This is a genomic window from Vibrio mangrovi (assembly GCF_024346955.1).
GTDB classification, from domain to species: Bacteria; Pseudomonadota; Gammaproteobacteria; order Enterobacterales; family Vibrionaceae; genus Vibrio; species Vibrio mangrovi.
Genome location: NZ_AP024883.1, coordinates 263632 through 278491 on the forward strand (window position 1 = coordinate 263632; position 14860 = coordinate 278491).

13 protein-coding genes are annotated in these 14860 nt (G+C 37.6%); 7 read left to right on the top strand and 6 right to left on the bottom strand.

Features of this window, described 5'->3' with window-relative positions; translation table 11 throughout:
* The first annotated feature begins 11 nt into the window (after positions 1-11).
* Genes OCU74_RS01190 through OCU74_RS01210 form a run of 5 tightly spaced genes read left to right on the top strand, consistent with a single transcriptional unit; the run spans position 12 to position 5481 of the window.
* Positions 12-956: a hypothetical protein gene (locus tag OCU74_RS01190; RefSeq protein WP_087481570.1), complete on the top strand. Its 945-nt coding sequence runs from the start codon at positions 12-14 to the stop codon at positions 954-956.
* Between the two features lie 11 nt (positions 957-967).
* Positions 968-2155 (top strand): glycosyltransferase family 2 protein, encoded by a 1188-nt coding sequence (locus OCU74_RS01195; protein ID WP_159457436.1) that lies wholly within the window; start codon positions 968-970, stop codon positions 2153-2155.
* Between the two features lie 3 nt (positions 2156-2158).
* Entirely contained in the window at positions 2159-3184 is a 1026-nt protein-coding gene (locus OCU74_RS01200) for a glycosyltransferase family 2 protein (protein ID WP_087481568.1), read from the top strand.
* Between the two features lies 1 nt (position 3185).
* On the top strand, positions 3186-4313 hold the full coding sequence (locus OCU74_RS01205) for a hypothetical protein (protein ID WP_087481567.1): 1128 nt from the start codon (positions 3186-3188) through the stop codon (positions 4311-4313).
* Between the two features lie 34 nt (positions 4314-4347).
* A complete protein-coding gene (locus tag OCU74_RS01210) occupies positions 4348-5481 on the top strand; it encodes a glycosyltransferase family 4 protein (protein ID WP_087481566.1) in 1134 nt (377 codons plus the stop codon).
* Here the strand turns inward: OCU74_RS01210 and OCU74_RS01215 are convergent.
* Positions 5444-7339: a polysaccharide biosynthesis protein gene (locus tag OCU74_RS01215; protein ID WP_087481565.1), complete on the bottom strand. Its 1896-nt coding sequence runs from the start codon at positions 7337-7339 to the stop codon at positions 5444-5446. The genes OCU74_RS01210 and OCU74_RS01215 overlap by 38 nt on opposite strands.
* Before the next feature lie 188 nt (positions 7340-7527).
* Here OCU74_RS01215 and OCU74_RS01220 point away from each other — a divergent pair, with 188 nt between their 5' ends.
* Positions 7528-8481, top strand: a complete 954-nt coding sequence (locus OCU74_RS01220) for a UDP-glucose 4-epimerase family protein (RefSeq protein ID WP_087481564.1) — start codon at positions 7528-7530, stop codon at positions 8479-8481.
* Positions 8478-9029 carry a sugar transferase gene (locus tag OCU74_RS01225; RefSeq protein WP_087481563.1) on the top strand — a complete coding sequence of 184 codons (552 nt, stop codon included), beginning with the start codon at positions 8478-8480 and terminating at the stop codon, positions 9027-9029. The genes OCU74_RS01220 and OCU74_RS01225 overlap by 4 nt, the downstream gene beginning before the upstream one ends.
* Before the next feature lie 20 nt (positions 9030-9049).
* On the opposite strand, the gene cysN is transcribed toward OCU74_RS01225, so the two are convergent.
* Genes cysN through OCU74_RS01250 form a run of 5 tightly spaced genes read right to left on the bottom strand, consistent with a single transcriptional unit; the run spans position 9050 to position 14783 of the window.
* Positions 9050-10459 (bottom strand): sulfate adenylyltransferase subunit CysN, encoded by a 1410-nt coding sequence (gene cysN, locus OCU74_RS01230; RefSeq protein WP_087481562.1) that lies wholly within the window; start codon positions 10457-10459, stop codon positions 9050-9052.
* 41 nt (positions 10460-10500) lie between these two features.
* A complete protein-coding gene (locus tag OCU74_RS01235) occupies positions 10501-11469 on the bottom strand; it encodes an acetyltransferase (RefSeq protein ID WP_087481561.1) in 969 nt (322 codons plus the stop codon).
* Positions 11469-12107, bottom strand: coding sequence for an adenylyl-sulfate kinase (gene cysC, locus OCU74_RS01240; protein ID WP_087481560.1), 639 nt, complete (start codon positions 12105-12107; stop codon positions 11469-11471). The genes OCU74_RS01235 and cysC overlap by 1 nt, the downstream gene beginning before the upstream one ends.
* The gene (gene cysD, locus OCU74_RS01245; protein WP_087481559.1) at positions 12107-13021 is read right to left on the bottom strand and encodes a sulfate adenylyltransferase subunit CysD; all 915 of its coding nucleotides are present in this window, start codon (positions 13019-13021) and stop codon (positions 12107-12109) included. Before cysD ends, cysC begins: the two co-directional genes overlap by 1 nt.
* A 31-nt stretch (positions 13022-13052) precedes the next feature.
* The gene (locus OCU74_RS01250; protein WP_390623636.1) at positions 13053-14783 is read right to left on the bottom strand and encodes an SLC13 family permease; all 1731 of its coding nucleotides are present in this window, start codon (positions 14781-14783) and stop codon (positions 13053-13055) included.
* Between the last annotated feature and the right edge of the window lie 77 nt (positions 14784-14860).

Sequence of the window (14860 nt, forward strand, 5' to 3'; positions counted from 1 at the left end):
GAGTTAATTTTTTGAAAGTTGCAATTCAACTATATGGTCATCTTAGAACGTTTGAAAAATGTGCAGTATATTTAAAAGAGCATATTTTAGATTATTATGATTGTGATGTTTTTATCCATACATGGGATACAACTGAACATGTATCGAAAAGTTGGTATGATGAATCGGTGAAGTCATCTGTCATTCCTGTTGATGAATACATCTTAAATAAAATTGATGATTTATACTCACCAAGAAAGATAAAAATCGAAACACAAAATTTATTTAATGAACCTGAAAGCTACGGAACACATGAAGAGATCCAGATAAGCTTGCAAGGTCTTAAATATATGTTATATAGTCAATATCAGGTGAATAATCTAAGATTAGAATATGAAAAAGAAAATGGAATTGTTTATGATTATGTTGTGATGATTCGTCCCGATGTAATGCCTTTTTTGAAATTAGATTTTAATTTATATCAGCCAGAATTTGAATATAATAAAAATATCTCCATACACTTCTTAATAAATTCTGAGCTATTTTTTATTTCTGATAAAGTTTTTAACTATCCTCTGGTATCTGATGTTTACTATTTTTCAACACCGGGAAATATGAATAAAATAACAAGTGTTTTTGAGCGATTTGACTATTTTTATAAAGATATAGTAAGTATTTTTCCTAAAAATGTTGAAAACCCAGAAGTGTCTTTTTTTGAATCAATTATTCAGAATGGAGTTATCCCAAGACAGTATCTTGGCTACTTTGCAATAAAGCGAAAAGATGACTTTAATGATATTAAACGTCTCCCACCAAATGAACATGTAATAAATTATAAAGAATCATATAAGAAGAGATTTGTTAAGCTTATTTTAAATCAGGTAAATAAATATATGCCTGAAATTGTAAAAAGAAAGCTAATTCGTCTTTTTTTACTTCTTGGTGCATGTGCTAACTATATTCAAGTTAATAAATGATGAGAAAGATAATGGATACTCCTAAGGTCTCGATTATTCTACCTGTATACAATGTAGAACATTGGTTAAACGAAACTGTAATATCTTTACAGAATCAAACCCTGAAAGAGTGGGAAGCCATATTTGTAATTGATGGTTCTCCTGATAATTCAGAAATTCTTCTTAAGAAATATGCAGAAAATGATAGTAGAATTATAGTTCTTACTCAAGAGAATAAAGGTCAGGGGGCTGCCCGGGATCATGGTGTTAAAAATGCAATAGGAGAATACTTATTGTTTCTTGATCCTGATGATCTATTAGCTAAGGATGCGTTAGAACGCTCTTATTCTAGGGCCATTGAAATTGATGCAGATATAGTCATTGGAGATTATGTCCAATTTAAAGATGGTGATATATGTAATCCTAAACCTTCAAAGGCCGGATATGCATTTCATGAGGATTTCTCTGGATTGGAGGATAGGATTTTTGTTCGGGATGATATTACCAATGATAATTTTTTCTATAATAGTTTATATTTTATGGTCGTTTGGATGAAATTATTTAAGAGGAAATCATGGATTGATTTTAATATCAAAGCTCCTGAAGGACTCACTATGGGTGAGGACTTTATGACTGTAAAAAAGATGATGTTTCTGAGTAAGCGAATAATAACGGTTGATGCAGTACTCGTTTATTATCGTAGAAGAGAAGGAAGTGCCACAACGTTAAGGTCTGAAAAAGCATTTGGTATATTTGACTCGTATTTTTTTACTAGAAACCTATATAAAGAACTAGGTCTATCTGATCATGAAAATACTTTAATGCATGCTGCTTACTTAGATTGGTTTTATGCACATTTACTTAAATTTACTCCATTGAACTTGAGTTTGAATTTTTTTAAAAGAATACAGGAAACTGTAAATGAATTTAATTTTAATGAATTAGATACTAATTTAATTGGTCGAAAGAGATTAATGTCAATTAAATTGTTAAATTTTCCAGAAATTATTGGGCTTCCGATTTATGTTGTGATAAATATTTTCTCCTCAAAAATACATAATAGGTTTATATTGTTGATTCTGTTGTTCGTTAAGAATCATATGCCAAAATATATATTTGATAAATTGATTTCTGGCATCAATAATATTCTTGAATCTGGCAGGTTAAAAAAAATTCACCCTATACTTAAAAAAATCATGTTTCATTTGCTGAGGAATTAATTTGTGAACGACTCTCCATTAGTAAGTATTATTATACCTGCTTATAAAGTGAGTAAGTATATTGAAAGTTGTCTGAATTCTGTTATTAATCAGAGTTTAAGTTCTTGGGAAGCTATTGTTATTGATGACCACTCTCCTGAAAACGAATATGAAATTGTAAAGAAAATCCAACAGGAAGACACAAGAATAAAGTTGATTAGGCATGACTTTAATAAAGGGTTAGGTGAATCAAGAAATACAGGCTGTAAGTATGCTAGAGGTAAGTATCTGTTTTTTCTAGATAGTGATGACTTACTACCAAAAGACATTTTATTAAATATTTGTGATTTGGCTGAATCTAAAAAGTTGGACCTTATTATTACTGACTTCTATGCATTTTATGATAATGATCCAATTGATATCAATGCTAGCTATCCGGCAAGAGCTGTTTTCAGTGAGCAGTTTAGGAAGGTCAATGAAATTATATCATGGAAGGATATGGCTAGTGACTATGACTTAATAATGCCAAGTATTTTTTCTACAACCTGTTGGGGTAAACTATTTAGAAAAGAACTTTGGGATGATTTAAATTGTCATGTCCCTTTAGGTCTAAGGATGGCTGAAGACCTTATACCAGTGAAAAAGTATTTGTTTTCAAGTCATAGAATTTTAGCATATCCAATGTGTTCTATTTTATATAGACAAAGAGAATCGAGTGCAACAAAAAAGAGAAGTATGAATGCGTATGATATTATTAAGTGCTACCCTGAGGCTAGGAAAATGTTATCGGAAGCGCTTAGTGATGATTCACTTAATGACTATATTGAACGATTCTTTGTTCAAGTCTTTCTAGAACATATGTTTACCTTTCTTCCTTATCGGGAATGGTTTAATTTTTATAAGCAGTGTGCACCCTATATTTCAGAAATGAATATTGATAAGTTACAAGATATATTTAAGAGAATATCAATAAAAGGCTGGTCAAATGGTAGTATATTTAGTTTTTGTATAATAATTTGTATGTATTTGAAGAGGAAGTTTAATAAATAGTATGTTTGTCATTCATAATCCCCACTCTTTTGATATGCTGCTTCGTCCATTATCTTATTTTTTTATAAAGAAGAAACCACACTTAAAGTACCAGCATCTGCTACAAATTCTTTTTGGAAGTGGTCCTATTTATATAGCATTAGATTATTCGGAGTCATCGTTACTTTCAAGTCGACATTTTGTTAGAATTCCTTTTTTTCTACGGTATCTTATTGTTAATATTGAACTACTGTTATGGAAGTTACTTAATAGAAAATATAAATTTATTGTTATAAAGAATAACAAATTAAAGGATAAAATATTATTCTCTTTTACTTATAAAGGTGCTACACATCCAACAAAAGAAAAGTATATGTTATTCGACAATGTAAAGGGAATTTGTTTCCATCTTTCACATTATATGATTCAGACAAAAGCTAAAAGTGACTTAATAATAAAGTATTTCGATAAATCTGTTTTGATGGCTGATGTTGATCTGAGGAATAATTGTTACTATAAAGAATTTTTCCCGAGCAATTTTCCTTTTTTTATTATTCCATTCCAAGTTTCTTCTCGATTTATTGTGAAGAAAACATTCGAAGAGAGAAAGAATAAGATATTAATATCGGGAACAGTCCATGACCTGTCATTAGAAAATCCTGCGGACTATTATCAAGATTTTATAGGCTTCTTTAATTCTATTTCTTATCATGAGATTCGCTCTAAATTTTTCAATGAGAAAAAACATAATTTAATAGACTCATGTATCAGTGCTTTTCGACAAGATGGTAATTCATTGCAAAAAGAATACTTTAAAATAGATTTGGTCGAAATGTTAAATGATTATAAGTTTGTTTGTTATGATAAGGAGTTATCTGGAGCTCCTGCTATCACGACCTTTGAAGCAATTAGCTGTGGTTGTATTCCTCTTGTTCATAAAGATAGCTTCTTAGGTCTTGAATTAGAGGATAAAGTTCGTTTTATAGAATTCGGAAATAATGTGAATGAATTTGAAAATTATATAGAAAATAAATTTTTAGACGTAAGGAAATATATTTGTAAGGGAAATGATTTTGATGTTGGTAATCATATGATTGAGATAACTAAAAAAAATATTGATAAAATTAAAATATATTTTTCTTGTAACTAAATTTATACTCTCTCAATCTTAAAAGGAATACTCATTGAAATATCTATATGTAATAAATTCTTCAGAATTTTTTTGTTCTCATTTTTTCCATGTAGCGAATTCAATTTTAGAAAAGGGGCATGAGGTTCATATTGCGTGTGGGGACAGTGTAAGAGCAGAAGATATTGAAAAAGCAGGGATGAAATTTCATTTATTAAAACTTGATAGGAAAAGTCGTAAAATCATATATGAGTTCATTAGTATTCTCAGTATAAGAAAGATTATATTATCACTGCAACCTCAAATAATTCATTTTTTCACAATAAAGCCTGTTCTTTATGGATGTTTATCATGTAGGCTTTTATACTCTACCTATTCTCCAAGGATCATTATTGCATCAGTGACAGGATTAGGATCGTTATACTTATCAAATTCATTTTTTGAAAAATTCGCTTGGTTTTTAGTGAAAATAATATACAAATTTTCTTTTAATAATCCAGATGTTAAAGTTGTTTTTGAAAATGAAAATGATTTGGATTTGTTTACAAATGAACATATTGTAAATAAAAAACAATCTAACTTAATTAATGGGGCCGGTGTTGATACTAGTCTTTTTATTCCTAGCCAAGTGAAAAATGATAAATTTACTGTAGTACTTGTTGCTCGGTTGTTGAAAGATAAAGGTATTTCTGAATATATAGAAGCAGGACGGCTATTAAAAGAGAGAGAAATTGATGTCATCTTACAACTTGTAGGTGATATTGATGAACACAATATATCTTCAATGTCCAGAGGACAAATAATAGAAGCTGATTCTCATGGTTATATTCAATACTTAGGACATAGAAATGATATATACAACATTTACAAGCAAGCCCATGTCGGATGTCTTCCTTCTTATCGGGAAGGGTTGCCTAAATCTTTAATAGAAGCGACTTCATGTGGGTTAGCAATTATCACAACGGATGTGCCTGGCTGCCGACAAATTATTCATACAGATGAGTATGGATCTAATGGTATTTTAGTTCCAGCTCAAAATGAAATTGCATTAGCTGATGCTATTGAATTCTTGTACCATAATCAATCTATAGCCAAGGATATGGGAGAAAGAAGTAGAACAATTGCATTAGAAAAGTTTGATATGTCTAAAGTTAAACAGAAATTCCATGAGCTCTATTACATTCATTAGTGTTTTTATAGGAAAGGGGAGCTTGTAATAAAATCCTTTTCAGCCCTACTAAATCGAAATCATGGCACGCAATATCTAATTCTTTTAGAATCTTGCTTGTTTCCTCCCAATTCAGGCATATCTCGTTTGCTGTCATGATTTTCTTATGACTTGTTCCTTCTACGTTATCCCCTATAAGTAATTCTTCATAAAGCTTTTCTCCTGGTCTCAAGCCTGTAAATTTTATTTCAATATCCCCTTCATCACTCTGCCCATCAAAATACTCTTTCATCCCCATCAGATGTATCATTCGTTTTGCTAGATCTAATATTTTTACTGGATCCCCCATGTCTAGTACAAAAACCTGACCATTATGACCCATAGCTCCCGCTTGAATGACAAGCTGTGCCGCTTCAGGAATCAACATGAAATAACGAATAATATCAGGATGTGTAACCGTTACAGGGCCGCCTTGACGGATTTGTTTCTTAAAAAGCGGGACAACTGAACCAGAAGAACCCAATACATTTCCAAAGCGCACCATAGTGAATGTTGTTCCTGTATCTTTCCCTGCGAGAGCCTGAAGGACAAGCTCTGCCATTCGTTTACTTGCCCCCATAATATTTGTCGGGCGAACCGCTTTATCTGTAGAAATGAGTGTGAAGTTTTTTACCCCAGCACTAATAGCGGCATTTGCGCAGGATAATGTTCCAAAAACATTGTTTCGGATCCCTTCGACAATATTGTCTTCCACTATAGGAACGTGCTTATAGGCTGCAGCATGGTAGACAGTTTCTACATGATGTGATTGTATTAGCTTTAAAACTCGATTTTCTCTCTGTACGGAACCAAGAGCTGCAACTATAGTCGTTTGTAAGTTCTTTCTTGTTTTGATTGATTGGAGTTCTTGATCAATCTGGTAGAGGTTGTATTCGTTGAGTTCGAACAACACTAATGTTGTTGGATTTTGAGCTAATATCTGGCGGCAGAGTTCTGAGCCTATTGAACCTCCTGCCCCAGTAACCATTACGCTCTTGCCAGTGATATTTTTTGATAACAAATTTGGATCAGGATCTACTGCTGCTCGACCTAGTAGATCAAAGAGATCAAGATCTCTGACATCGGTTGCCCGTGCTTTTCCTGTTGCAATATCTTCTACGCTTGGTACTGACTGAACTTCTATTGGCCAGTGAGAAAGTTTCTCAAGTAATCGAAGACGCTTTCCTTTGCTGATATTATTAATAGCTAGGAGTAGTTTTACGGGTTGGTACAGTGATTTCAATTGCTCGAAATCATTACTATGATGGACCCGGATACCAAACATAATTTGCCCTGCTTTTGTTGAATCATCATCTAAAAGCACGACAGGATGGTACTCATCCCCTTGAATGAGAGCGTAAGCCAGATCTCTTCCGGTTGCACCAGCACCGTAAATGAATACATTTGGTTTATGGCGCTTGTAGTAGTGATAATAGATTGTGCGGATCAGTATTCTCGGTCCTCCCAGTGTGAGAATAGCCAAACCTGCATAGATGAACGGAACACTTCTGGGGATAAATGCCTGAAAGAAAAAACCGCTGAGTGCCAGTGTGAGAGAAGACAAAAACACTGCCAGAAATATATGTCCGATAGCCGGGAGCATCATGTAGCGTAGTACGGCCCGATACATACCAAATCGGATAAAGGTCATTAATGTCACAACGAGTGTAGCTAAGACACACAGTCCTTCTCTGTAGCCGAGGTCGAACTGGAAACCATCAAGGCGAAGAACCATGGCGAATAATAACGATACAAGTACAGCAATAACATCATAAGAAACACTGATGAGGCGTTTATTTCGGCGTTTGGTCCGGAGAAGTATCTGAATTGGAGTAAACATTGCTTATGCCTATTTATTCCACAACATTGTGGAAGTTTCCATCTTATCGGCTATTTATTCTTGTACTTTAATGCCGACGCTAAGTTTAAGTCTTACACTTCATCCAGATCAATTGTAAACTTGAGATAATTGAATGTAATCGGCTTTATTGGGTCTTTTTTGAGCATATTAGAGTAGCGAGAAATATATTGAAGGTTTTAGTTACTGGTAGTTCTGGGTTTGTTGGTCATCGAGTGACAGAAATGAGTCAGTCTCAGGGATGGGAAGTATTGACTCATGTCAGAAAGAGAAATACAGATAACTCTGTGCAGCCATCTATTGTTTGTTCATTAGAGCCGAGTACTGATTGGCGCCCTGTTCTTCATGGTGTTGATTGTATAATCCACTGTGCTGCCAGAGTCCATCAGATGAACGAATCCCCAGAAGAGGCTCAGCATGCTTATTATGACTCTAATGTGCTTGGTACATTAAATCTGGCCCGTCAGGCTGCGGAGGACGGAGTTAAAAGGTTTGTTTTTGTAAGCTCAGTGAAGGTGAATGGTGAATGGACAACCCAAGGCCAACCTTTTTTACCTACATTAGATTCTCCTCCTGAAGATCCTTACGGAATGAGTAAATACCAGGCTGAAGTCGGATTATGGCAGTTGGCCAGAGATACTGGGATTGAAGTTGTTATCGTTCGTCCTCCATTGGTTTATGGACCGGGAGTCAAAGCAAATTTTTTATCGATGATGAACTGGGTAAGCCGAAGAATTCCATTACCACTGGGAGCAATTGCTGCAAAACGGAGTCTGGTTTATTTAGATAATCTGGTCGACCTGATTCTGACTTGTTGTACTCATCCGGCTGCAGCCGGACATACTTTTCTTGTTTCAGATGATCATGACATATCCGTTTCTCAGCTCTTACGTTTTCTGGCGGAGATCATGAATGTCCCATCCCGTCTGATTCCGGTTTCTCCCCGATTTCTATTATGGGGGCTAACATTATTAGGTAAACGAACGATTGCCCAAAGGGTATGTTATCCTTTGCAGCTTGACATTGGTGAAACAAAAAAGATATTGAATTGGATTCCGCCCGTATCTTTTGAAGATGGACTCGGGAAAACGGTCCGGGCATATCAACAGCAGAAAGATAGATAATGATTAGAATACTGGATTTTGTTTTCGCATTACTGGGACTTGTTGTGTTGTGGCCCGTAATGTTGTGTGTTTGTGTTTTAGGATATTTTGATACAAAGAGCCCGATTTTTACTCAGACCCGGGTCGGGCGGTATCAGAAGCCGTTTACTCTGATTAAGTTCAGAACCATGCCTCCGAGTACTCAGTCTGTGGCAACTCACTTGGTTGGTGCTACTTCTGTAACAAAACTGGGGGCATTTTTGCGCAAAACCAAAATTGATGAGTTACCTCAGTTAATCAATGTCCTTAAAGGGGAAATGAGTCTGGTTGGCCCAAGACCTTGCCTGTTTAATCAGGAGCAATTGATTGAAGCGAGGGGAAAACGTGGTGTATTTGATGTTCTCCCTGGTATCACTGGTTTAGCTCAGGTTAACGAGATTGATATGTCTACTCCGGAATTACTTGCTGAGTGGGATCAGAGAATGATCGAAACCATGAATATTCGGAATTATTTTTCTTACATCCTACAGACTGTTGGCGGAAAAGGTTCGGGAGACCGGGTTAAATAATCATTTAACCCGAAATACTCTTAAATTTCTATACAGCCCCACTCGGGGTAGTGTTTGCGAATATAAGCATTAAGATCTTTATCCGCCTGAGTATAAAGCCGATGTTCTTCTGTGGATTGTGTCGATGCGTTTTCGACCATACCAGCTCCGACGGTGGCATTATTGTAGCGATCGATAACAATAAATGAGCCGGTTTGAGGGAGATGTTGATATTGATCGATAGCGACATTATCGGTCAGAGCTACAGTTGCGAGTGCTATTTCATTGAGATCCAATGATTCACTGTCTTCTGCATGTTGCTCCAGTGTATTCACATCAATTTTATGCGGAACCGCAGAAACTTTTCCCGTGCAGGACTTAGTAGCAAATTTGAATATATATTCTTTATGAGTTCTCATGGGAGTTTCACTCATCCACACAATATATGCATTGAGCTGCTTTGTTACTGTCGGTTCATGGCCGGTATGAACCAGCATATCACCTCGGGAAATATCAATTTCATCTTCAAGTGTTAGCGTCAATGCTTGCCCTGGCCGTGCTGATTCCAGTTCTCCGTCATATGTGTAAATTGACTGAAGACGAGATGTTTTGCCTGATGGGAGTACGGTGATTTCATCGCCGACTTGTAATAGCCCTGAGGCAAGTGTGCCACAGAATCCCCGAAAGTTGAGATTAGGGCGATTTACATATTGTACCGGGAAGCGCATATGTTCCAAATCTTTATCCTGATCGATTTTCACGGTTTCAAGCAGCTTCATTAATGTTGCCCCGGGATACCAGTCCATATGGTGGCTGGGAGTTACGACATTATCACCGAGTAATGCTGAAATTGGTACAAAGCGGATATCGTCAATATTGAGGTGTTTAGCCATGTCCCGATAATCGGCTTTAATTTTTTTATAGACCTCTTGGCTATAGTTCATTAAGTCCATTTTATTAATGGCAACGATGACATGTTTTATTCCTAATAAACTGCATATATAGCTATGACGCCGAGTTTGTGTCTGGATGCCATGGCGTGCATCTACTATCACGATGGCAAGAGCACAGGTTGATGCACCAGTGACCATATTACGAGTGTACTGTTCGTGTCCGGGAGTATCTGCGATAATAAACTTGCGTTTATCTGTTGAAAAATAACGATAAGCAACATCGATAGTAATCCCTTGCTCTCTCTCTGACTGAAGACCATCAACCAGAAGTGCTAAGTCAAATGCCTGATCCGTGGTATTAAATTTCTGTGAGTCTTTTTCAATGGCAGCCATCTGATCTTCGTAGATGAGCTTGCTATCGTACAGTAATCTTCCAATCAGGGTTGATTTACCATCATCAACATTGCCACAGGTTAAAAAACGCAGCATGTCTTTGTTTTCATGAACTTTAAGATAAGCTTCAATATCTTTTTCAATCAAGTCTGATGAATGCGACATCGTCTTTTCCTCTTTATCAAACCATGCTTGAGAAGTTTGATTTAATTCTGTTGGTAGTACCGGGTAAGTACATCGATAAAACGAGCTTTCTCATCAAGGGGGAGAGCATTGATACCAGCCGCCGCCTTTCGTCCTCCTCCTGTGACAAACTGACAGCAGATTTCATCAGCCCCAGTACGATTATTTAGTGGTGCACGAACACTGACGGTATAATCCCGCTGATTCTCATTGAGCGTAAGTACGGCATGGGCAAGCTCTGGAGATTGATTAGCCAGCTCGTTACTGAAGACCCCACTGATACGGCGGGCCCAGGCTTCACATGGCAGTTCAAATACCCGGCAGGCAGTATTTGCTGTCAGAGGTTCTATGGCAGTGATACATGAATGGTCGTGTGCATATCCTTTTCTTAGCCGGTAATAGGGAGACTCTGGATCTTCCCGAAGCATAAACGGGGTCGGATAATTGAGTAATTGTTGGAACAGTGTGCCCGGGGGAATATGCAAATCATCAAGGGTTGCACCATAACCATTGTAGTTGATGAGTGTTCCCAGCTCGCAGAGAAAGTCGGTATCTTCCTGACTTAAACCTTCATTCTTTGCCATAGATTGTGCTCGCTGGTGGAGGTTATCTCCAAAAGCAGCAGCAATAGCCCAGGCTACAAATTTTCCTTTTAACTTTTGATTAATCAGCAGACCGGTACATATTTCAGAATCAAGGTTGATCAGTGTTTCGAGGTGTGGCGACAGAGGAATGTCTCCAGTCCGGTGATGATCACAATAAAATACACTGACTTCTTGATCCAGTAACTGCTGTAAGGGTGCAGTATTTTTCTCCATGGAGATGTCCAGTACTGTTACCGATGTTGCATCTCCAGCAGTCATAACATGATTGAGTAGCTTGATGTCTCTTTTCACACCAGTAATTAACTGGCTTTGTTTTGGATCGGCAAGGCGTAGCTGCAACAGGGCAATAATACCGTCGGCATCTCCGTTAAATACGTCATAATGCATTACTTCTCTCCTTCGAGATAACCGAGCTGGCGAAGTTTTTCTATGATTTCTTCAGCACATGCTTCAATTGAATTTTCTTCTGTTTTTATATGTATTTCTGGATGAAGTGGTGGCTGATATTCAGAATCGATACCCGTGAAATTTTTGATGGCACCAGCCCGGGCTTTCTTATACAGGCCTTTCGGATCTCTGATTTCACAGATAGCCAGTGGAGTATCAATATAAACTTCCAGAAATTGTGTTTCTGGCAGTAACTCTCTGATTTGTTGGCGATCTGTAACAAACGGAGAAATAAAAGCAGTCAGTACAATCAATCCTGAATCGGCAAATAATTTTGCCACCTCACCGATACGGCGGATATTTTCAATCCGGTCTGTATCACTGAAACTTAAATCTTTGTTCAGTCCATGGCGTATATTATCGCCATCAAGCAGATAACTATGCTTTCCCAAATTGAGTAAACGAACTTCTACTGCATTCGCAATTGTTGATTTTCCTGAACCACTTAACCCTGTAAACCATAAAACCACTGGTTTTTGACCTTTTTGTCTAATACGCTCCTGATGTGTTACTGATGAGTGATGCCATACAATATTACGACTTGTATCATGGTCTTTATATTCATCAGAAGTACTCATCAGAAATATCCCTCACGCTTTTTCTTTTCCATTGAACCTGAACTGTCGTGATCGATCGCTCGTCCCTGTCTTTCAGAGGTGGTTGTTAAGAGCATCTCCTGGATGATTTCCGGAAGAGTCGTTGCTTTGGACTCGATCGCACCTGTCAGTGGGTAACAGCCTAATGTTCTGAAACGAACCATTCTTTCTTCAACCATTTCGCCTTCTTCCAGTTTCATTCGATCATCGTCAACCATAATTAACATGCCATCCCGTTCGACAACCGGACGTTTTTGGGCGAGATAAAGACTGGGAATTTCGATATGTTCCAGATAGATATATTGCCAGATATCCAGTTCAGTCCAGTTTGATAACGGGAATACCCGAATACTTTCGCCTTTGTTTACCCGCCCATTATAGATGTTCCATAATTCCGGACGCTGGTTTTTTGGATCCCAGTGATGGTGTTTGTCTCTGAATGAATAGACACGCTCTTTAGCCCGGGATTTCTCTTCGTCACGTCTGGCTCCTCCAAACGCTGCATCAAAGTGGTATTTATCGAGCGCCTGCTTTAATCCCTGTGTTTTCATGATGTCAGTATGCTTCGAGCTACCGTGGATAAAAGGATTGATATTCATCGCTAACCCTTCAGGGTTCTGATGAACGATCAGTGTCATGCCAAGTTTCTTTGCCATATAGTCCCTGAACTGGATCATTTCCTTAAACTTCCATGTAGTATCTACATGCATCAGAGGAAAGGGTGGAACGCCCGGAGCGAAAGCCTTCTGGGCCAGATGTAGCATGACCGAAGAATCTTTACCGACAGAATACAGCATGACCGGGTTATCAAATTCAGCTGCGACTTCCCGTATGATATGTATGGATTCGGCTTCTAGCTGTTTCAGGTGGGTCATACGTTCAGGAGAAAGTATCATGTCTGTTTCCCTTGATAAAATGAATGAGTAACTACAGGTAAAAAATTGTAATACATCCAATAACAACAGCACTATACATGAGGCTGACTGGTAAGCCCATGCGGACAAAATCAGCGAGTCGGTATTGTCCGGCGCTATAGACCATGAGGTTGGTTTGATAGCTGTAAGGGCTTATGAAGCTTGCGCTTGCACCAAATGCAATTGCCAGAATATACGTTTTAGGATCCACTCCCATGTTGGTTGCAAGACCATATGCGATTGGAAAACTCAGGGCTGCGGCTGCATTATTCGTGATCAACTCTGTTAAAAGCCAGGTGATGCCGTAAATTAGCAGTAAACCGATGAAAGGAGTAAAAACGGTATGATGCCTTTGAATCCATCCTCCCAATTCATGAAAGCCATCGGATTGGCTGACTGTCTGAGAGAGGAGAATTGCCGTAGCTATAATCAGCCAGATATTTCTGGGGAATCGCTGTATGATTTCATTTGGATTCAGACATCCACATAGCAGTAACAAGCCAAGAAATATGAGCAGACTTTTGAATAACGATGCGATTCCTAATGCTGCAAGTGCGATCGCTGTAATAAATCCGATAACCGTCAATTTTTCCCGGATGCCATGTAAATATTGCTCTGTAGTTACACCACTCACCTGATAGAAATTCTTATTTATGTTCCGGCGCGATTTAAAATCGTCACCGATTGCCAGAATCAGATAATCTCCTGCAAAAAGAGTAGCATCACCTAATTTCCCTGAAATTTTTTCACCATCTCTGCGAATGCCAACGACTGCGGCATCGAATAAGGCTCTAAATCCGACTTCTTTCAGATTCTGCCCGACCAGTATACTATCCGGACGGATAATAACTTCGGTTAAGTTGTTCAGTGGTAAACCATTTCTATCTGCATAAGAGTTAAGTCCGTCAAACTGTGTCAACAGAGTGACTTTCTTAATATCGCCACTGAAAATCAATCGGTCTTCGGGTTCAATGATATCGTATGGTGTGACAGGAGAAATTAATCGTTTTCCCCGTAATATTTCTACTAAAAATAAGGACTCCAAATTGCGTAATCCATTTTTTTCAATAGATTTTCCGATAAGGCTGGATTGAGGGTGAACTGAGACATCGATGAAATAATCAGAAGCAACAGTATGGTAAGTCACTTGATCGGGGAGCCAGTGAGAACATAACAGCAGTATCAGACCGCAGGATAGAACGATTACACTACCGATCAGCGTAAAATCAAAGAATGTCAGTTCAGAAAGTCCCTGATCGATAACCATACTATTTACAATTAAGTTGGTCGACGTTCCTATCAGAGTTAACGTTCCACCTAAAATTGCTGAGTATGATAATGGAATTAATAACTTGCTTGCTGTGTGGTGAGGGTTATTACGAATTGGAGATAGCATTGTTGAAACTACAGCTGTGTTATTGAGGAAGGCTGAAGCGATAGTTGTAACAAGGTACAACCTGATCCATGTGGCATAATATCCGGGTTTAATGACATAGTTTGTGATGATTCTGAGTAGTTTGGTTTTTTCCAAAGCAAGGGAACATACCATCAGGAGTATCAGCGTTAATAGACCTGGATTAGCAAAGCTGGCGATCACCTGTTCACTGGAAACCTGATTACTTATATAGAGGAACAGAAGTAATGCTCCAAAAACACGTTCAGGATATGACTGGTAGCGGATTAAACCCAGAATGGTCAGAATAAATGCTATCAATATCACTGTTGAACCATTTAGTAACATCATTTCTGAATTTTCATCCGCTCTTGTTAGTTGCTCTCAGTATTTTGTTTGCCGGACTCGGTTTATTGAACTTATCCGGA

Excerpts from the sequence above, each read along its gene's own strand:
- OCU74_RS01215 (WP_087481565.1), bottom strand. The coding sequence starts at position 7,339 with ATGTTTACTCCAATTCAGATACTTCTCCGGACCAAACGCCGAAATAAA.
- cysN (WP_087481562.1), bottom strand. The coding sequence starts at position 10,459 with ATGTCGCATTCATCAGACTTGATTGAAAAAGATATTGAAGCTTATCTT.
- cysC (WP_087481560.1), bottom strand. The coding sequence starts at position 12,107 with ATGAGTACTTCTGATGAATATAAAGACCATGATACAAGTCGTAATATT.
- OCU74_RS01205 (WP_087481567.1), top strand. The coding sequence starts at position 3,186 with ATGTTTGTCATTCATAATCCCCACTCTTTTGATATGCTGCTTCGTCCA.
- OCU74_RS01250 (WP_390623636.1), bottom strand. The coding sequence starts at position 14,783 with ATGATGTTACTAAATGGTTCAACAGTGATATTGATAGCATTTATTCTG.
- OCU74_RS01195 (WP_159457436.1), top strand. The coding sequence starts at position 968 with ATGGATACTCCTAAGGTCTCGATTATTCTACCTGTATACAATGTAGAA.
- OCU74_RS01235 (WP_087481561.1), bottom strand. The coding sequence starts at position 11,469 with ATGCATTATGACGTATTTAACGGAGATGCCGACGGTATTATTGCCCTG.
- cysD (WP_087481559.1), bottom strand. The coding sequence starts at position 13,021 with ATGATACTTTCTCCTGAACGTATGACCCACCTGAAACAGCTAGAAGCC.